Source organism: Kitasatospora sp. NPDC059160, assembly GCF_042755465.1.
Taxonomy (GTDB): domain Bacteria; phylum Actinomycetota; class Actinomycetes; order Streptomycetales; family Streptomycetaceae; genus Kitasatospora.
The window spans coordinates 1-17,553 of the sequence record NZ_JBHZCN010000071.1; the positions used below are offsets into that span (position 1 = coordinate 1).

A 17,553-nucleotide genomic window follows, 5' to 3' on the forward strand; every position below is an offset into this window, starting at 1 on the left:
GGCCGGGCCCTGGTCGCCCGCCGCCCGCAGTTCCGCGAGCAGCAGGTCGCGGTCGGGGGGGGGGGCCCGGGGGGGGGGCCGGCGCGGGCGCGGCCCGGGCGGGGCGGGGCGGCCGGCCCCCCCCGCACCCCTCTTCGGGACGTTAGAGCAGGCCGGTCAGCCGGTCGCCTCGACGCTCTCACCGGGCGGGCGTCCGCTCACCCGTTCGGACTCAAGGGCGGTCTGGAGGATCACCACCGCGGCGGCCTGGTCGACCACCGAGCGGCCCTTCTTCGCCTTGACCCCCGAGGCGCGCAGCCCGTGGGTCGCGGTGACGGTCGTCATCCGCTCGTCCACCAGCCGCACCGTCACCGGGTAGACCCGGTTGGCCAGCCGCGTGGCGTAGGCCCGGACCTTCTCCGCGGCCGGACCCTCCTTGCCGCTGAGCGAGCGCGGCAGCCCGACGACCACCTCGATCGCGTCGTACTCCTCGACGATCGCGGCGATCCTGGCCTGCGACTTCACCCCGGCCGGAACGGTCTCCACCGGTGTGGCGAGCACCCCGTCGGGGTCGCAGGACGCGACCCCGATCCGGGCGTCACCGACGTCGACGGCGATCCGCCGCCCACGCCGGAAGGGCCTCTCCTCCTGCTCCATCAGCTGGCGCGCTCCGCGACCAGGCCGCGCACCGCGGCGATCGCCTCGCCGACCGCGGCCGGGTTGGAGCCGCCGCCCTGGGCGACGTCGTCCTTGCCGCCACCGCCGCCGCCGAGGGTCTTGGCGGCGGTGCGGACCAGCTCGCCGGCCTTGATGCCGCGGCCGCGGGCGTCCTCGTTGGTGGCGATCACGGTCAGCGGGCGGTCGTTGGCCACCGTGAACGCGGCGACCACGGCCGGGCGGGCGCCCAGGCGGCCGCGCACGTCCAGGACCAGCTTGCGCAGCTCGTCCGCGCCCACGCCGTCGGCGACCTGCGCGGCGACCACGGCGATGCCGTGCACGTCCTCGGCCGAGTCGGCCAGGCCCGCCGCGGCGGCCAGCACCTTCTCGGCGCGGAAGCGCTCGATCTCCTTCTCGGCGTCCTTGAGCTTGGCGAGCATGCCCGAGATCTTCTCCGGCAGCTCCTCCGGGCGGCCCTTGACCAGCTCGGTGAGCTGGGCCACCACGGTGTGCTCGCGGGCCAGGAACTTGTACGCGTCGACGCCGACCAGCGCCTCGACGCGGCGCACGCCGGAGCCGATCGAGGACTCGCCGAGCAGCTTCACCAGGCCCAGCTGGGCGGTGTTGCCGACGTGGGTGCCGCCGCACAGCTCCTTGGAGAAGTCGCCGATCGAGACGACCCGCACCTCGTCGCCGTACTTCTCGCCGAACATCGCGATGGCGCCGGCCTTGCGGGCCTGGTCCATCGTCATGACCTCGGCGGTGACCTCCAGCTCGCGGCCCAGCACGTCGTTGATCTTCTGCTCGACGTCCACCAGCACGCTGCCCGGAACGGCGGCGGGCGAGCCGAAGTCGAAGCGGAAGCGGCCCGGGGCGTTCTCGGAGCCGGCCTGGGCGGCCGTCGGGCCGAGCGCGTCGCGCAGCGCCTGGTGGGTCAGGTGGGTGGCCGAGTGGGCGCGGGCGATCGCCCGGCGGCGGTCGATGTCGATCGTGGCGTACGCCGAGGCGCCGAGCACGACCTCGCCGAACAGCACGCCGCCCGAGTGGACGACGACGCCCGGGACGGGCTGCTGCACGTCGCGGATCTCGACGACCGCGCCGGACTCCAGCCGGATCCGGCCGTGGTCGGCGAGCTGGCCGCCGCCCTCGGCGTAGAACGGGGTGCGGTCGAGGATCAGCTCGACCTCGTCGCCCTCGGAGGCGGCCGGCGCCGGGACGCCGTCCACCAGCAGGCCGACGACGGTGGCCTCGCCCTCGGTCAGGCTGTAGCCGGTGAAGACGCTCGCGCCGGACTTGTCGGCGACCTCGCGGTACGCGGCGACGTCGGCGTGGCCCATCTTCTTCGCCTTGGCGTCCGCCTTGGCGCGGTCCCGCTGCTCCTGCATCAGACGGCGGAAGCCGGCCTCGTCGACCTGGAGGCCCTGCTCCTCGGCCATCTCCAGGGTGAGGTCGATCGGGAAGCCGTAGGTGTCGTGCAGCTTGAAGGCCTGGTCGCCGGAGAGAACCACGCCACCGGACTGCTTGGTCTCGGTGACCGCGACGTCCAGCAGGTTGGTGCCGGCCTTGAGGGTCTGCAGGAAGGCCGCCTCCTCGCCGACGACGACCGTCTCGATGCGCTTGCGGTCGCTCTCCAGGTCGGGGTACTGCGGCGCCATCGCCTTGATCGCGACGTCGATGAGCTCCTTGGCCACCGGCTCGGTGGCGCCCAGCAGGCGCATGTTGCGGATGGCGCGGCGCAGGATGCGGCGCAGCACGTAGCCGCGGCCCTCGTTGCCGGGGGTGACGCCGTCGCCGACCAGCATCAGCGCGGTGCGGATGTGGTCGGTGACCACGCGCAGCGAGACGTCCGACTTGTGGTCGGCGCCGTAGGTGTGGCCGGTGAGCTCGGCGGCGCGGTCGAGGATCATCCGGCTGGTGTCGATCTCGAAGAGGTTGTCGACGTCCTGCAGGATGGCGGCGAGGCGCTCCAGGCCGAGACCGGTGTCGATGTTCTTGCTCGGCAGGTCGCCGAGGATCTCGAAGCCGTCCTTGCCGTCGCCGTGGCCGCGCTCGTACTGCATGAAGACCAGGTTCCAGATCTCCAGGTAGCGCTCGCCGTTGACCGCCGGGCCGCCCTCCTCGCCGTACGCGGGGCCGCGGTCGTAGTTGATCTCCGAGCACGGGCCGCACGGGCCGGGGACGCCCATCGACCAGAAGTTGTCCTTCATGCCCAGGCGCTGGATGCGCTCGGAGGGCACGCCGATGACGTCGCGCCAGATCTGCTCGGCCTCGTCGTCGTCCTTGTAGACGGTGATCCAGAGCTTCTCCTTCTCCAGGCCGTAGCCACCGTCCGCGACGGGAGTGGTGAGCAGCTCCCAGGCGAACTTGATGGCTCCTTCCTTGAAGTAGTCACCGAAGGAGAAGTTGCCGCACATCTGGAAGAAGGAGCCGTGCCGGGTGGTCTTCCCGACCTCCTCGATGTCGAGGGTGCGCACGCACTTCTGGACGCTGGTGGCGCGCGAGAACTGCGGCTTGACCTCGCCCAGGAAGTAGGGCTTGAACGGCACCATGCCGGCGTTGACCAGCAGCAGGGTGGGGTCGTCGGCGACCAGGGACGCCGACGGAACGACGGTGTGGCCGCGCTCCTCGAAGAAGCGCAGCCAGCGGCGGCGGATCTCAGCCGACTCCATTAGTGGTCCTTCCGGTTCGTTCCGCCCCGCGGCAGGGCTCGGCGGGGCGTTTCTTCAATGGTCTGTGGGACGGTGCGGCCCCCGCCGTCGGGCAGGGCGCGGGCGGGGGGCAGGGCGGCGGCCGGGCGACCGGGCACCGCCGAGATAGCTCGGTACTGCGGCTCGCCGCGCAGCACCCGGCGGGTGCTCCGGGGCTCCGCCACGGCCGTGCCGTGCAGTCCGAGGTCGTCCTTGAGCTGCTCCTCGCGCTCGGCCATGCCGGAGCGCACGTCCTGGGCGAACTGCCTGGCCCGGTCGCCCAGGTGCAGCGCACCGCGCGCGGCGGTGCCGGAGAGGCTGTCCGGGGTGAGCCGCTGCACGGCGCCGTTGGCCTTGTTCATGGCCCACACCGCGGCGCCGGCGCCGACCGCCATCCAGAAGATCCGTGCCATCCGGTCAGCCCCTCACCGCTCGCCGGACCCGGGAGAACAGGCCGCTCCTGGGCGCGGTCGCGGCGCGCACCTCGGCCCGGATCAGCCGGGCCAGCTCGTCGCGCTCGGCGGGCTGCACCGGCACGCTCGGCAGGGTGCCCTGCTGCTTGGCGACGGCCTTGCGGACGCCGTAGCTGAACGCGGCGACCTTCATGAGCGGTCCGCCCAGGGTGGCGGCCGCGGTGGAGGAGAGCGCCTTGGCGTTGGCGGCGGCGTCCTGGACGTTGGCGGTGATCTCGTCCACCCGGTCCAGCTGCTCGTTGGCGCTGCGCACCGCGGCACCGGCGTCGGCCAGCAGCGGGACGGCTTGTTCGGTGACCGCGGAGACCAGGACGGTGGCTTCCTTCAACACCCGGGAGAGTCGCACCAGCACCACCGCGAGCAGGGTGACCAGGACCGCCCAGAACACGGCGACAAGCAAGCCGGCCAGCTCTCCCACGGACACTTCTGCGCGCTCCCTCGCCTTGCGGTTCCCAACCGAACCCTATCGCGCCCGGGTCCGCTTTCCGGACCGGGTCACGGCCGTGGCCTCGCCCGGATGTGCGAACCGCGCGCGTAACCTACCGTCCGGTCACCTCGTTCAGCCAGGCGGGCCGTCGCCCGTACGGCCCGACGCACGTCCGGACCGCCGCGGTCCGGGCCGGGAACAACGGGGAGCAGCGCTTGGCCGGCGACTGGACAGCACAGCCCGCGGCGTGGCCGCGCGAGTCGGAGCCGGGCCGGCTGCCCGCCGAGGTGACGGGCTTCGTCGGGCGCGGGCGGGAACTGGCCGAGCTGGCGGGCCTGCTCGCCGGGGCGCGGCTGGTGACGGTGACCGGGCCCGGCGGGGTCGGCAAGAGCCGGCTCGCGCTGCGGGCGGCGGACCGGGCGGCCGAGGCCTTCCCGGACGGCACCTGGCTGGTGGACGTGGCCCCGGTGCAGGACCCGCTGCTGCTCGGCCACGCCGTGCTGGAGGCGCTGCGGCTGACCGACGGCACCGCCCGGCCACCGTTGGACGTGCTGGGCGAGCACCTGGCGGGGCGCCGCCTGCTGCTGGTGCTGGACGGCTGCGAGCACCTGGTGGAGGCGTGCGCCGAGCTGACCGACGCGCTGCTGCGCGCGCTGCCCGGGCTGCGGGTGCTGGCCACCAGCCGCACCGCGCTGCGGGCCTCGGGCGAGCACCTGCTGACGCTGACCCCGCTGCCGGTCGACCCGCCGCAGGAGCGGCCGGACGCCCCGGCCCCGCTGCCGGACGCGGTGCGGCTGTTCGCCGACCGGGCGCGGGCCGTCCTGCCGTCCTTCGCGGTGACCGAGGCGAACGCGGAGGCGGTCGGCCTGCTCTGCCGTCGGCTCGACGGCATCCCGCTGGCCGTGGAGCTGGCCGCCGGACGGCTGCGCGCGCTGTCGGTGGAGCAGATCACGGCCCGGCTGGACGACCGCTTCCGGCTGCTCACCGGCGGCTCCCGGACGGCCCTGCCCAGACACCAGACGCTGCGCACCACGATCGGCTGGAGTCACGAGCTCTGCACAGTGCAGGAACGTTTACTCTGGGCCCGCCTGTCGGTCTTCGCCGGCAGTTTCGACCTGGAGGCCACCGAGTACGTCTGCGCCGGCGAGGGCATCGAGCCCGAGGACGTGCTCGACCTGCTCGACGAACTCGTCGCCAAGTCGGTGGTGCTGCGCGAGGACAGCGCCTTCGGCGTCCGCTTCCGCCTGCTGGACACCCTGCGCGAGTACGGCGGCCACTGGCTGCGCGCCGCCGGCGAGGAGCACCGGCTGCTGCGCCGCCACCGGGACTGGTACCTGGGCGTGGCCACCTGGGGCGAGGTCGAGTGGTTCGGCCCCCGGCAGGCCGAGACCGCCGAGCGCACCCTGCTCGCCCACGCCAACCTGCGCGCCGCGCTGGAGTTCTGCCTCGCCGAGCCCGGCGAGGAGCAGATCGCCCTGCTGCTGGCCGGCACCCTGTGGTTCTACTGGGTCGGCTGCGGCCACCTCGGCGAGGGCCGGCACTGGCTGGACCGCGCGCTCGCCCTGGACCGCGAGCCCACCGAGGTCCGGGCCAAGGCGCTCTGGGTGACCGGCTACATGGCCACCCTCCAGGGCGACCTCGGCGTCGCCCGCCCCGCCCTGGAGGAGTGCCGCCGCCAGGCCCTGGACACCGGCGACGACCGGGCCCTCGCCTACGCCGTCCACCGCCAGGGCTGCGCCGCCCTGATCGGTGACGACCCGGAGCGCGCCGCCGAGCTGTTCGAGGAGGCGCTCTGGCACTACCGGACCATCGGCGAGCTCAACAGCAACGTGGTGATGGCGATGGTCGAGCTGGGCCTCGCCTACCTGTTCCAGGGCGATCCGGACAGCGCCGAGCTCTGGTTCGGCCAGGCCCGCGAGGTGTGCGAGGAGCACGGCGAGCAGTGGGCGTACGGCTACGTGCTGTACGCGATGGCGTACTCGCACTTCCTGGACGGCGCCGTCCAGCCGGCCCGCGTGCTGGCCCGCGAGTGCGTCCGGCTGAACCACCGCTTCCACGACCTGCTCGGCATCGTGCTGGGGATCGACCTGCTGGCACTGCTGGAGACCGAGCCGCCCTCGCCGGGCGAGCCGGCCGCCCTGTGCGAGGCCCGGGTGCTGCAGGGCGCGGCGCACCGGATCTGGCGCGCGGTCGGCAACCCCTTCCTGGGGTCCCGCTCCTTCTTCGGCACCCACCAGGAGTGCGCCGAGCGCGCCCGGGCCGGGCTCACCGAGCAGGAGTACGAGGACTGCTACCAGGTGGGCGGGCGGCTGGACCTGGACGCCGCGGTCGGCCGGGCGCTCGGCGACGGGGGCGCGCCGGGCGGCCCGGAACCCGGCCCCGGACCCTGTTCGGTGCCGCCCGCACCGGCCCCGGCGCCGGTGCGGAATAGCTGAAGCTTGCGGATTGCTTGAGGAGGCAAGGATCCACCCGGAAGGAGCACCATGGCCGTCCACGACGAGTACCGCCTCGCGAACTTCTACTTCGAGTCCAAGGCGTACAGCGACGCCGCCCGCATGCTGGAAGGCGTGCTGGCCGAGGAGCCGGCCAACCTCTCGGTCCGGCTGCTGCTGGCCCGCAGCTACTTCCACTCCGCCCAGCTCGGCCGCGCCGAGGCCGAACTGCGCCGGATCCTCGACCTCGACCCGGCCGAGGACTACGCCCGGCTGATGCTCGGCCGCACCCTGGAGCGCCAGGGCCGCGGCGAGGAGGCCCGCCCGCACCTGCGGCTGGCCGCCGCGATGACCGGCGCGGAGCTGTAGCCGGAGGGCCGACCGGCACCGGGAGACCGGAGGCCGACCGGCACCGGAAAAGGGACGAGCCCCCGCCGCCTCGAAAGGCGACGGGGGCTCGCTGCCGGTTCGGCGAACTGCGAACCGAGCGCGGGTCAGCGCGAGTAGTACTCGACGACCAGCTGCTCGTCACAGATCACCGGGACCTCCTTGCGCTGCGGCGCACGGTCCAGGCGGAAGGCCAGGGCCTTCAGGTTGACCTCGAGGTACTTCGGGGTCTGGCCCTCACCCGCGTAGCCACCCTCACGGGCGACCTGGAAGGGGACCTTCTCCTTGGAGCGCTCGCGGACGGTGACCACGAAGCCCGGCTTCATCTGGAACGACGGCTTGTTGACCTTGCCGCCGTTGACCTCGATGTGGCCGTGGACGACCATCTGGCGGGCCTGGTAGATGGTGCGGGCGATGCCCGAACGCAGGACCAGGGAGTCCAGACGGGTCTCCAGGTCGGCGACGAGCGCCTCACCGGTCTTGCCCTCGGCCTTCTTCGCGCGGTCGAACGCGCGGGCCATCTGCTTCTCGCTCAGGTCGTACTGGGCGCGCAGACGCTGCTTCTCGAGCAGACGGACCTTGTAGTCCGAGTTCTGCTTGCGACCACGGCCGTGCTGGCCGGGCGGGTACGGGCGGGCCTCGAAGTACTTGACGGACTTCGGGGTCAGCGGCACGCCGAGCGCACGCGCGATCTTGACCTTGGGACGCTTCTGGTTCGCCATGAACCAAACCTTCCTTGCTTACGAATACGGCTTTCACCAGGTGTTGACGGAGGTCGCATGTCGCGACCCGGAGATAACCCCGACGCCTGCGCGAAGGGATCAGCCGCTCTCCGGAGCCGGGCACATGAAGTGCTGGTCACACGGAGGGCCCGGAAAACCGGGCCGTCCGCGACACCGAAACGGTGCGCGACGCTCCTGGTGCGGGCCTCCCGGAGGAGGCCTACGGCCGATGTCCCGCTGGTGCGGCCGGTCGGTGGGGTCTCCCCCGCCGCCGTCCCGGGACTTGGCACTCCGACCGAGTATACCGGTGGATCACGCGCCCTTTTCCCCGGGCGCCTCCCCGGCCTCCCCAGCCTTCCTCTCAGCCCTGTCCGCCTGCTTCTCGGCGCTCCGGCGCTCCCCCCGCAGCCGCCCGCGCGTCCAGTCCACGGTGTCCGCGTACCGCACCTCGCCGCCGCGCCGGTTCGGCCGGTAGTACTCGCGGCCGTGCACCGAGTCCGGCGCGTACTGCTGGGTGGCGATGCCCTCCGGCAGGTCGTGCGGGTACTGGTAGCCCTGGCCGTGCCCGAGCTTGCCCGCGCCGCCGTAGTGGGCGTCCCGCAGGTGCGGCGGGACGGCCCCGGCCAGCCCCTGCCGCACGTCCGCCAGCGCCGCGTCGATCGCCAGGTAGGCCGAGTTGGACTTGGGCGCCAGCGCCAGCGCGATCGCCGCCTGGGACAGGATGATCCGGGCCTCCGGGAAGCCGATCAGCGCCACCGCCTGGGCCGCCGCCACCGCCGTCTGCAGCGCCGTCGGGTCGGCCAGGCCGACGTCCTCGCTGGCCGAGATCATCAGCCGCCGGGCGATGAACCGCGGGTCCTCCCCCGCCTCGATCATCCGGGCCAGGTAGTGCAGCGTGGCGTCCACGTCGCTGCCGCGGATCGACTTGATCAGCGCACTGGCCACGTCGTAGTGCTGGTCGCCGTCCTTGTCGTAGCGCACCGCCGCCTGGTTCACGGCGGTCTCGGTGGTGGCCAGCGAGATGCTCGGCTCGCCCTTCTCCAGCGCCGCCCCGGCCGCCGCCTCCAGCGTGGTCAGCGCCCGCCGGGCGTCCCCGCCGGCGAGCCGCACCAGGTGGTCCTCGGCCTCCGGGGTCAGCTCCAGCGCGCCCTCCAGGCCGCGCTCGTCCTCCACCGCCCGGCGCAGCAGCGCCCGGACGTCATCGTCGGTGAGCGACTCCAGGGTGAGCAGCAGCGAACGGGACAGCAGCGGGGAGATCACCGAGAAGTACGGGTTCTCGGTGGTCGCCGCGATCAGGGTGACCCAGCGGTTCTCCACGGCGGGCAGCAGCGAGTCCTGCTGGGCCTTGGAGAAGCGGTGGATCTCGTCCAGGAACAGCACCGTCTCCCGGCCGGACATGCCGACCGCCCGCCGGGCGCCGTCGATCACCGCCCGGACCTCCTTGACCCCGGCGGTGATCGCGGAGAGCTCGACGAAGCGGCCCTCCACGGCCTGGCTGATCACGTGGGCCAGGGTGGTCTTGCCGGTGCCGGGCGGCCCCCAGAGGATCACCGAGCTGGTGGCGGCCGGCCCGCGGGAGCCCGCCACCAGCCGGCGCAGCGGCGAGCCCGGCTTCAGCAGCTGCCGCTGCCCGGCCACCTCGTCCAGGGTGCGCGGGCGCATCCGTACGGCCAGCGGGGCCCGGCCGGGCTCCCTGGCCTGGAGTTCCTCGGCGGCGGCGGTGAAGAGGTCCGGTTCGTCCACACCGGAAGCCTAGTTGAGCCCGCCGACAGGCCCGCCCCCGCGCGGTGCCCGCCCCCGCGCGATGCCGGCTACCGCAGCCCGGCGGCGTGGTCCGGGACGTACTTCTGCAGGTCGCGCGGGGGCCGCTGGTAGCCGTGCGGGGCCGGGCGGGGCGGCAGCTCGATCCGCGGCGGGGCGACCTCGTGGTACGGGACGGTGGAGAGCAGGTGGGCGATCATGTTGATCCGGGCCCGCCGCTTGTCGTCGCTCTCCACCACGTGCCAGGGCGACTGCGGGATGTCGGTGTAGACGAACATCTCGTCCTTGGCCCGCGAGTAGTCCTCCCAGTGGGTGATCGACTCCACGTCCATCGGGGAGAGCTTCCAGCGCTTCCTCGGGTCCTCCAGCCGGTCCCGGAACCGCTGCTCCTGCTCGGTGTCACTGACCGAGAACCAGTACTTGCGCAGCAGGATGCCCGCCTCGATCAGCATCTGCTCGAAGGTCGGGCACTGGTGCAGGAACTGCCAGTACTCCTCGTCGCTGCAGAAGCCCATCACCCGCTCGACCCCGGCCCGGTTGTACCAGCTGCGGTCGAACAGCACGATCTCCCCGGCCGCCGGGAGCTGTTCGACGTACCGCTGGAAGTACCACTGGGTCTTCTGCCGCTCGGTCGGGGTGGGCAGCGCCGCGACCCGGGCGATGCGCGGGTTCAGGTACTCCGTCACCCGCTTGATCGCCCCGCCCTTGCCGGCCGCGTCCCGCCCCTCGAAGACCACCACCAGGCGGGCGCCCTCGACCCGCACCCACTCCTGGAGCTTCACCAGCTCCTGCTGCAGCCGCAGCAGTTCCCGCTCGTACGGCTTCTTCGCCAGTCGTTCCGGCTTCGCGGTCCGCTGCTGCCCCTTGGCCACTCTCGGGTCCTCCGTCCGACTACTGCCGATGACCCTTCACCGTAGGCGCAGAACGGTGACCCCGCAGGTCGGACCGGAGGAAGGGGCGAACCGGATCGCGGGACGCCCCCGAGACGTCCGCTAGACCGCGACGAAGGGCTCCGGGTAGCGGCACAGCCCGCGCGGGTCGCCGTCGTACGCCGCCAGCGGGAGCACCTGGAAGTACGCCTCCGGCACCTCGAACGGGCCGGAGACCTCGTGCCGCCCGGCCGGGATGAAGCCGAACCGTCCGTAGTACCCGGGATCGCCGAGCACCACCACCAGCTTCTCCCCCGCCTCCTCGGCGGCCGCCAGCGCCGCCCGGACGACGAGTTCGCCGACGCCCCGGCGCTGCCACTCGGGCGCCACCGCCACCGGCGCGAGCGCCAGCGCGTCACCGGCCCCGCCGCCGTCACCGACCCGCAGCCGGGTCAGCAGGGCGTGGCCGATCACCAGCCCGCCGTCGTCGACCGCGACCAGCGACAGCCCGGGCAGCCAGGCCGGGTCGCGGCGCAGCGCATCCACCAGGTCCGCCTCGTCCGGCCCGGGGAACGCGGCCATGAGCACGCGCCTGGTCGCCGGGGCGTCCTGCGGACATTCGACTCTCGTGGTGACCTGCATCGAGTCAACCCTCCCTGTGTCACACCACGTTGTGGACCGGCCCCGGACGGTGGGTGGACCGTCCGGGGCCGTTGCAGGTTAGCGCGTATGACGAGGCGTCAGCTCTTGGGCTGCGCCTCGGGCTTGGCGTCCTCGCGGACCTTGGGCTGGGCGTCCACGCCGGCCTCGCGGCGCTGGGCCGGGGTGATCGGGGTCGGCGCGCCGGTCAGCGGGTCACCACCGGTGGACGTCTTCGGGAAGGCGATGACGTCGCGGATGGTGTCGTAGCCGCCGAGCAGCGTGACGATCCGGTCGAGGCCGAAGGCGACCCCGCCGTGCGGCGGCGGGCCGTAGTTGAAGGCGTCCAGCAGGAAGCCGAACTGCGAGGCCGCCTCCTCCTCGGACAGGCCGATCGCGTCGAACGCCCGCTTCTGGACGTCCCGCTGGTGGATACGGATCGAACCGCCGCCCAGCTCCGAGCCGTTGAGGACCAGGTCGTAGGCGTTGGACAGGGCCGCGCCCGGGTCGGTGTCGAAGGTGTCCAGCGACTCCGCGGTCGGGGCGGTGAACGGGTGGTGCACCGCGTGCCAGCCCTGGAACTGGCCCTTGTCGTCCTCGATCGGCTCGAACATCGGGAAGTCGACGACCCAGAGGAAGGCCCACTGGGACTCGTCGATCAGCTCGCAGCGGCGGCCGATCTCCAGGCGGGCGGCGCCGAGCAGCTCCTGCGAGGGGCGCTCCTTGCCGGCCGCGAAGAAGACCGCGTCGCCGTTCTTGGCACCGGCCGCGGCGGCGAGGCCGGCCAGGTGCTCCGCGGAGAGGTTCTTGGCGACCGGGCCGCGCAGCTCGCCGGTCTCGCCGTCGATCAGCACGTAGGCGAGGCCCTTGGCGCCGCGCGCCTTGGCCCAGTCCTGCCAGGCGTCCAGCTGCTTGCGCGGCTGCGAGGCGCCGCCCGGCATGACCACGGCACCGACGTACGGGGCCTGGAAGACGCGGAACTCGGTGCCCTTGAAGTACTCGGTGAGGTCGGTGAGTTCCTGGCCGAAGCGGACGTCCGGCTTGTCGGAGCCGTAGCGGCCCATGGCGTCCGCGTAGGTCATCCGCGGCAGCGGGTTCGGGATCTCGTAGCCGTGGACCTCGCGCCAGATCGAGCCGACGATCTTCTCGCCGAGGGCCAGGATGTCCTCCTGGTCGACGAAGGAGGCCTCGATGTCCAGCTGGGTGAACTCCGGCTGGCGGTCGGCGCGGAAGTCCTCGTCGCGGAAGCAGCGGGCGATCTGGTAGTACCGCTCCATGCCGGCCACCATCAGCAGCTGCTTGAACAGCTGGGGCGACTGCGGCAGGGCGTACCAGTGGCCGGGCTGCAGGCGGACCGGAACGAGGAAGTCGCGGGCGCCCTCGGGGGTGGAGCGGGTGAGGTACGGCGTCTCGATGTCGAGGAAGTCGTTCTCCTCCATCACCCGGCGGATGATGTTGTTGACCTTCGAGCGCAGCCGCAGGCCCTTGGCCGGGCCCTCGCGGCGCAGGTCCAGGTAGCGGTAGCGCAGCCGGACCTCCTCGTTGACCGTGCCCGGCTCGTACTCGGCGACCGGGAACGGCAGCGGGGCGGCCTCGGAGAGCACCTCGATGTCGCTGACGACGACCTCGACCGCGCCGGTCGGGATGTCCGGGTTCTCGTTGCCCTCGGGGCGGACCCGGACGTCGCCGACGACCTTGACGCAGTACTCGGCGCGCAGGCCGTGCACCGAGTCGAGGTCGCGGACCACGATCTGCACGGTGCCGGAGGCGTCGCGCAGGTCGATGAAGGCGACGCCGCCGTGGTCGCGGCGGCGGGCGACCCAGCCGGCCAGGGTGACGGTGGTGCCTGCGTGCTCCGGGCGGAGCGTGCCCGCGTCGTGCGTGCGGATCACAGCTGCTTCTCCTTCAAGGTGGTGACGAGTGCGTCGAGGGCGACGGGGGACTGCTCGCCGGTGCTCATGTCCTTGAGCTGGACGACGCCCTCGGCGAGGTCCCGGTCACCGGCGATCAGGGCGAAGCGGGCGCCGGACCGGTCGGCGGACTTCATGGCGTTCTTGATGCTCTTGACGCCGAAGGCGAGGTCGGTGGCGACGCCGGCCCGGCGCAGCTCGACCACCTTGGCGAACAGCAGGTTCTTGGCCTCCTCGCCGAGCGCCACGGCGTAGACGGAGGTGGCGGGCGGCAGGTCGAGGGCGACGCCCTCCGCCTCCAGGGCCAGGTGGGTGCGGTCCACGCCGAGCGCCCAGCCGACGGACGGCAGCGCCGGGCCGCCGATCATCTCGGACAGGCCGTCGTAGCGGCCGCCGCCGCCGATCGCGGACTGGGCGCCGAGGCCGTTGTGCACGAACTCGAAGGTGGTGCGGGTGTAGTAGTCCAGGCCGCGGACCAGCTTCGGGTCGTCGACGAAGGCGACGCCGGCGGCGGTGAGCAGCTCGCGCACCTTCTCGTCGTACGCCTTGCACTCCTCGCACAGGAAGTCGCGCAGCATCGGCGCGCCGACCAGCTGCTCCTGCACCGACTCGCGCTTGTCGTCCAGCACGCGCAGCGGGTTGATCTCCGCACGGCGGCGGGTCTCCTCGTCCAGGTCCAGGCCGGAGAGGAACTCGATCAGGGCGGCACGGTAGACCGGGCGGCACTGCTTGTCGCCGAGGCTGTTGAGCAGCAGCGAGTAGTCGCTCAGGCCCAGCGCGCGGAAGGCGTCGTCGGCCAGGATGATCAGCTCGGCGTCCAGCGCCGGGTCCTCGGCGCCGATCGCCTCCGCGCCGACCTGGGAGAACTGGCGGTAGCGGCCCTTCTGGGCGCGCTCGTAGCGGTAGTACGAGCCGGAGTACCAGAGCTTGACCGGCAGGTTGCCCTGCTTGTGCAGGTTGGCCTGGAGCGCGGCGCGCAGCACCGAGGCGGTGCCCTCGGGGCGCAGCGCGAGCTCGTCGCCGCCCTTGGTGGTGAGGGTGTACATCTCCTTGGAGACGATGTCGGTGGACTCGCCGACACCGCGGGAGAACAGCTTCACGTCCTCGAAGACCGGGGTCTCGACGTAGCCGTAACCGGCCCGGCGAGCGGGCGCGGCGATGCGCTCGCGGATCGCCAGGAAGGTCCCGGAGCTGGGGGGCAGCAGGTCGTAGGTGCCCTTGGGGGCGGTGAAGGTGCTCAACTTCTCTTCCGTCACATTCCTCGTCGCGGGAAAGCCGGGGCGCCGGCCGCCCCCGCTGCCTGTCGGAGGTAGGGGTTGGTGGCGCGCTCGCGGCCGATGGTGGTCTGACCGCCGTGGCCGGAGAGGACCACGGTGGAGTCGTCGAGGGGCAGGCACACCCGGGCCAGCGAGCGCATGATCGCTTCGCCGTCCCCGCCCGGGAGGTCGGTACGCCCGATGGAGCCGGCGAACAGCAGGTCGCCCGAGAACAGCACCGGGGGGAGGTCCTCGGCACCGGGCGTCCGGAAGGTCACCGACCCCCCGGTATGGCCCGGGGCGTGGTCCACGGTGAGCCGCAGGCCGGCCAGCTCCAGCACGCTGCCGTCGGTGAGCTCGCGCACGTCGTCGGGCTCCCCGACGGTGAGCTCGCCCATCAACTGGGTGCCCAGGGAACGGCCGAGCGCCTTCTCCGGGTCGGACATCATGTACCGGTCCTCGGGGTGGATCCAGGCCGGGACGCCGCGGGCGCCGCAGACCGGGACCACCGAGGCGACGTGGTCGATGTGGCCGTGGGTGAGCAGGACGGCGACGGGCTTGAGCCGGTGCTCACGGATGAGCTCCTCGACGCCCTGCGCGGCCTGGTGCCCGGGGTCGACGATGACGCACTCCTCGCCCGCCGCCGGCGCGACCAGGTAGCAGTTGGTGCCCCAGGCTCCAGCGGGGAATCCGGCGATGAACACGCGCGTCCTTCGGGTGGGTGCGGCGGTGGGCTGCGGTGGCTACCAGTAGTGATGACGTAAGGGAAGCCTACCGGCGGTCCGGGTCCGGTTGCGAACCAGATAGGCGGTGGCGGGCCGGGGCCATGACAGGTTCACCGCGTCCTTACGGGCCCGGTCCCTACACTTGGCCGCCGATGGGTGCGATGATCCGCTCCGGAACCCATCCACTTTTCCCGCACATGCTCAGGAGACACGGCCGGTGGTCAGCAGCGAACAGCGGCGGCGGCAGCTCGCCCGCGAGAAGTACGAGCGCCAGATGCAGCGCCGGGCCGAGGCGGCCTCCGCCCGGCGGCGCCGCAACACGATCCTGGGCGCCTCGCTCGCGGTGGTGGTGCTGGCCGGCGGCGGGCTCTTCGCCGGCGGCGCGTTCAGCTCCGACAAGGACAAGGGCACCTCGGCCGCCGCCACCCCGCAGGCCGCGCCGAGCCAGAGCGACCCGGCCCAGGCCGACCCGGCCGCCACCCCGACCCGCAAGCCGGTCGAGGGCTGCGCCGCCCCGGCGGCGGGCTCGCCCAACGGCAAGCAGTTCAAGGCCGAGCCGGCCATGTCGATCGACAAGGGTGCTTCGTACACCATGTCGCTGGACAGCAACTGCGGCAAGGTCACCGTCACGCTGGACGCGGCCAAGGCCCCGCACACCGTGAACTCGTTCAACTTCCTGGCGGGCGAGCAGTACTTCGACCACACCAAGTGCCACCGACTCACCACCGACGGCATCTTCGTGCTCCAGTGCGGCGACCCGACCGCCAAGGGTTCGGGCGGCCCCGGCTACCAGTTCGCGGACGAGAACCTGACCGGCGCGACCTACCCGGCGGGCACCGTGGCGATGGCCAACGCGGGCCCGGGCACCAACGGCAGCCAGTTCTTCCTGGTCTACAAGGACACCCAGCTGCCGCCGAACTACACCCCGTTCGGCAAGATCACCGGCGGCCTGGACGTGGTCCAGAAGATCGCCGCCGCGGGCACCCTGGAGGGCGCCGGCGACGGCCACCCGATGGCCGACGTCACCCTCAACTCGGTTACGGTGTCCAAGGGTTGACCGAACCCGGGACCACCGGCGGCGGGCGCGCGCAGCGCCCCCCGCCCGGTCCCGGACCGAAATCGCCCGGCCCGGATGCGGACAGCACCGGTCCTGGTCGCCTATGTTGGCGTTGTATAGGGTGCCCGGACCCGCCTAGCCGTCACCCTCGGCAGCAAGGCACGGCGGACGGGGACGGCGGACTCATCGGTCCGCCGCACATCAACTGTGGACGACGGTCGTGCGCCGCCCCGGAGCGGGCGCGACGTCATGTGGAGGACGCGCTATGAGCAGCGACCCGTGGGGCCGTGTGGACGAGCAGGGCACGGTGTACGTCAGGACGGCGGACGGCGAACGCGTCGTGGGTTCCTGGCAGGCCGGCTCGCCCGAGGAGGCCCTCGCCTACTTCGAGCGCAAGTACCAGGGCATCGAGGTGGAGATCGGCCTGCTGGAGAAGCGGGTGCGCACCACCGACCTGGCCGCCAAGGACGCCCAGACCGCGCTGGAGCACCTCCGCGCCCAGGTCACCGAGGGACACGCGGTCGGCGACCTGGACGCGCTGGCCAAGCGCCTGGACACGCTCACCGGTGAGATCGAGAGCCGGCGGGAGGAGCGCAAGGCCGCCCGCGCCAAGGCCCAGGACGAGACCCGCACCGCCAAGGAGGCGCTGGTCTCCGAGGCCGAGCAGCTCGCCGAGTCCACCCAGTGGCGGGAGGCCGGGGACCGGCTGCGCGCCCTGGTGGACACCTGGAAGGGCCTGCCGCGGCTGGACCGCAAGAGCGACGACGAGCTGTGGCACCGCTTCTCGCACGCCCGCTCGGTCTTCTCCAAGCACCGCAAGGCGCACTTCGCCACCCTGGACGCCGAGCGCGAGCACGCCCGGCAGACCAAGGAGGCGCTGGTCTCCGAGGCCGAGGCGCTCTCCTCGTCCAGCGACTGGGGCAGCACCGCGGCCGCCTACCGCGACCTGATGGCGCGCTGGAAGTCCGCCGGCCGGGCGCAGCGGGACGTCGAGGACGAGCTGTGGGCGCGGTTCCGCGGCGCCCAGGACGTGTTCTTCCAGGCCCGTTCCGCGGTGTTCAGCGAGCGCGACGCCGAACAGGTGGAGAACCAGAAGCTCAAGGAGGCGCTGGCCACCGAGGCCGAGGCGATCCTGCCGATCACCGACCTCAAGGCCGCCAAGGCCGCGCTGCGCGAGGTCAACGAGCGCTGGGAGGCCATCGGCCACGTCCCGCGCGACATCCGTCCGAAGCTGGACGGCCGGCTGAACGCGGTCGAGCGGGCCATCCGCGAGGCCGAGGACAGCGAGTGGAAGCGCTCCAACCCGGAGGCCAAGGCCCGCGCGGCCGGCATGGTGGGCCTGTTCGAGGCGAAGGCCGACAAGCTCCGGGCCGACCTGGACAAGGCCCGCTCGGCGGGCAACGCCGGCAAGGTCGCCAAGCTGGAGGCCGAGCTCTCCGGTGTGGAGACCCTGCTGGAGCAGGCCCACCGGAGCCAGGAGGAGTTCAGCGGCTGATTCCGGCCCGCTGAGCCTGCTGAGCACGCCGAGTCTGCTGAGCACGCTGCACGAGGAAGGCCCCCCGGGGAGCTCCC

General features: G+C 72.7%; 15 protein-coding genes. 4 read left to right on the forward strand and 11 right to left on the reverse strand.

Features of this window, described 5'->3' with window-relative positions; all coding sequences use genetic code 11:
* Positions 1 to 156: 156 nt before the first annotated feature.
* Genes ruvX through ACFXOZ_RS27350 form a run of 4 tightly spaced genes read right to left on the reverse strand, consistent with a single transcriptional unit; the run spans position 157 to position 4,220 of the window.
* Entirely contained in the window at positions 157 to 636 is a 480-nt protein-coding gene (ruvX, locus tag ACFXOZ_RS27335) for a Holliday junction resolvase RuvX (protein ID WP_380526855.1), read from the reverse strand.
* Positions 636 to 3,305 carry an alanine--tRNA ligase gene (gene alaS / locus ACFXOZ_RS27340; protein WP_375889982.1) on the reverse strand — a complete coding sequence of 890 codons (2,670 nt, stop codon included), beginning with the start codon at positions 3,303 to 3,305 and terminating at the stop codon, positions 636 to 638. Before alaS ends, ruvX begins: the two co-directional genes overlap by 1 nt.
* Positions 3,305 to 3,736, reverse strand: coding sequence for a DUF6167 family protein (locus ACFXOZ_RS27345; protein WP_375889983.1), 432 nt, complete (start codon positions 3,734 to 3,736; stop codon positions 3,305 to 3,307). The genes alaS and ACFXOZ_RS27345 overlap by 1 nt, the downstream gene beginning before the upstream one ends.
* Positions 3,737 to 3,740: 4 nt before the next feature.
* Positions 3,741 to 4,220, reverse strand: coding sequence for a DUF948 domain-containing protein (locus ACFXOZ_RS27350; RefSeq protein WP_375889985.1), 480 nt, complete (start codon positions 4,218 to 4,220; stop codon positions 3,741 to 3,743).
* Positions 4,221 to 4,438: 218 nt separating this feature from the next.
* Here ACFXOZ_RS27350 and ACFXOZ_RS27355 point away from each other — a divergent pair, with 218 nt between their 5' ends.
* Complete coding sequence (locus ACFXOZ_RS27355; protein ID WP_380526852.1) at positions 4,439 to 6,658, forward strand: ATP-binding protein; 2,220 nt, start codon at positions 4,439 to 4,441, stop codon at positions 6,656 to 6,658.
* 48 nt (positions 6,659 to 6,706) lie between these two features.
* Complete coding sequence (locus tag ACFXOZ_RS27360; RefSeq protein ID WP_375889988.1) at positions 6,707 to 7,024, forward strand: tetratricopeptide repeat protein; 318 nt, start codon at positions 6,707 to 6,709, stop codon at positions 7,022 to 7,024.
* Positions 7,025 to 7,149: 125 nt separating this feature from the next.
* On the opposite strand, the gene rpsD is transcribed toward ACFXOZ_RS27360, so the two are convergent.
* From rpsD to ACFXOZ_RS27395, 7 genes are all read right to left on the reverse strand, one after another.
* Positions 7,150 to 7,764, reverse strand: a complete 615-nt coding sequence (rpsD, locus tag ACFXOZ_RS27365) for a 30S ribosomal protein S4 (RefSeq protein ID WP_030240707.1) — start codon at positions 7,762 to 7,764, stop codon at positions 7,150 to 7,152.
* A 312-nt stretch (positions 7,765 to 8,076) separates the two neighbouring features.
* Complete coding sequence (locus ACFXOZ_RS27370) at positions 8,077 to 9,507, reverse strand: replication-associated recombination protein A (protein ID WP_380593121.1); 1,431 nt, start codon at positions 9,505 to 9,507, stop codon at positions 8,077 to 8,079.
* A gap of 68 nt (positions 9,508 to 9,575) precedes the next feature.
* Positions 9,576 to 10,397, reverse strand: a complete 822-nt coding sequence (gene ppk2, locus ACFXOZ_RS27375) for a polyphosphate kinase 2 (RefSeq protein WP_380593122.1) — start codon at positions 10,395 to 10,397, stop codon at positions 9,576 to 9,578.
* Between the two features lie 120 nt (positions 10,398 to 10,517).
* Positions 10,518 to 11,036, reverse strand: coding sequence for a GNAT family N-acetyltransferase (locus ACFXOZ_RS27380; protein WP_375889993.1), 519 nt, complete (start codon positions 11,034 to 11,036; stop codon positions 10,518 to 10,520).
* A 98-nt stretch (positions 11,037 to 11,134) separates the two neighbouring features.
* Positions 11,135 to 12,925: an aspartate--tRNA ligase gene (gene aspS / locus ACFXOZ_RS27385; protein WP_375889994.1), complete on the reverse strand. Its 1,791-nt coding sequence runs from the start codon at positions 12,923 to 12,925 to the stop codon at positions 11,135 to 11,137.
* Positions 12,922 to 14,184, reverse strand: coding sequence for a histidine--tRNA ligase (gene hisS / locus ACFXOZ_RS27390; RefSeq protein ID WP_380593123.1), 1,263 nt, complete (start codon positions 14,182 to 14,184; stop codon positions 12,922 to 12,924). The genes aspS and hisS overlap by 4 nt, the downstream gene beginning before the upstream one ends.
* Positions 14,185 to 14,195: 11 nt before the next feature.
* Positions 14,196 to 14,903 (reverse strand): MBL fold metallo-hydrolase, encoded by a 708-nt coding sequence (locus ACFXOZ_RS27395; RefSeq protein ID WP_360230103.1) that lies wholly within the window; start codon positions 14,901 to 14,903, stop codon positions 14,196 to 14,198.
* A 238-nt stretch (positions 14,904 to 15,141) separates the two neighbouring features.
* Between ACFXOZ_RS27395 and ACFXOZ_RS27400 the strand changes: the two genes are divergently transcribed.
* Complete coding sequence (locus ACFXOZ_RS27400; protein ID WP_380593124.1) at positions 15,142 to 15,981, forward strand: peptidylprolyl isomerase; 840 nt, start codon at positions 15,142 to 15,144, stop codon at positions 15,979 to 15,981.
* A gap of 265 nt (positions 15,982 to 16,246) precedes the next feature.
* A complete protein-coding gene (locus ACFXOZ_RS27405; protein ID WP_375890000.1) occupies positions 16,247 to 17,476 on the forward strand; it encodes a DUF349 domain-containing protein in 1,230 nt (409 codons plus the stop codon).
* Positions 17,477 to 17,553: the final 77 nt, after the last annotated feature.

Excerpts from the sequence above, each read along its gene's own strand:
- ruvX (WP_380526855.1), bottom strand. The coding sequence starts at position 636 with ATGGAGCAGGAGGAGAGGCCCTTCCGGCGTGGGCGGCGGATCGCCGTC.
- alaS (WP_375889982.1), bottom strand. The coding sequence starts at position 3,305 with ATGGAGTCGGCTGAGATCCGCCGCCGCTGGCTGCGCTTCTTCGAGGAG.
- ACFXOZ_RS27345 (WP_375889983.1), bottom strand. The coding sequence starts at position 3,736 with ATGGCACGGATCTTCTGGATGGCGGTCGGCGCCGGCGCCGCGGTGTGG.
- ACFXOZ_RS27360 (WP_375889988.1), top strand. The coding sequence starts at position 6,707 with ATGGCCGTCCACGACGAGTACCGCCTCGCGAACTTCTACTTCGAGTCC.
- rpsD (WP_030240707.1), bottom strand. The coding sequence starts at position 7,764 with ATGGCGAACCAGAAGCGTCCCAAGGTCAAGATCGCGCGTGCGCTCGGC.
- ACFXOZ_RS27380 (WP_375889993.1), bottom strand. The coding sequence starts at position 11,036 with ATGCAGGTCACCACGAGAGTCGAATGTCCGCAGGACGCCCCGGCGACC.
- ACFXOZ_RS27405 (WP_375890000.1), top strand. The coding sequence starts at position 16,247 with ATGAGCAGCGACCCGTGGGGCCGTGTGGACGAGCAGGGCACGGTGTAC.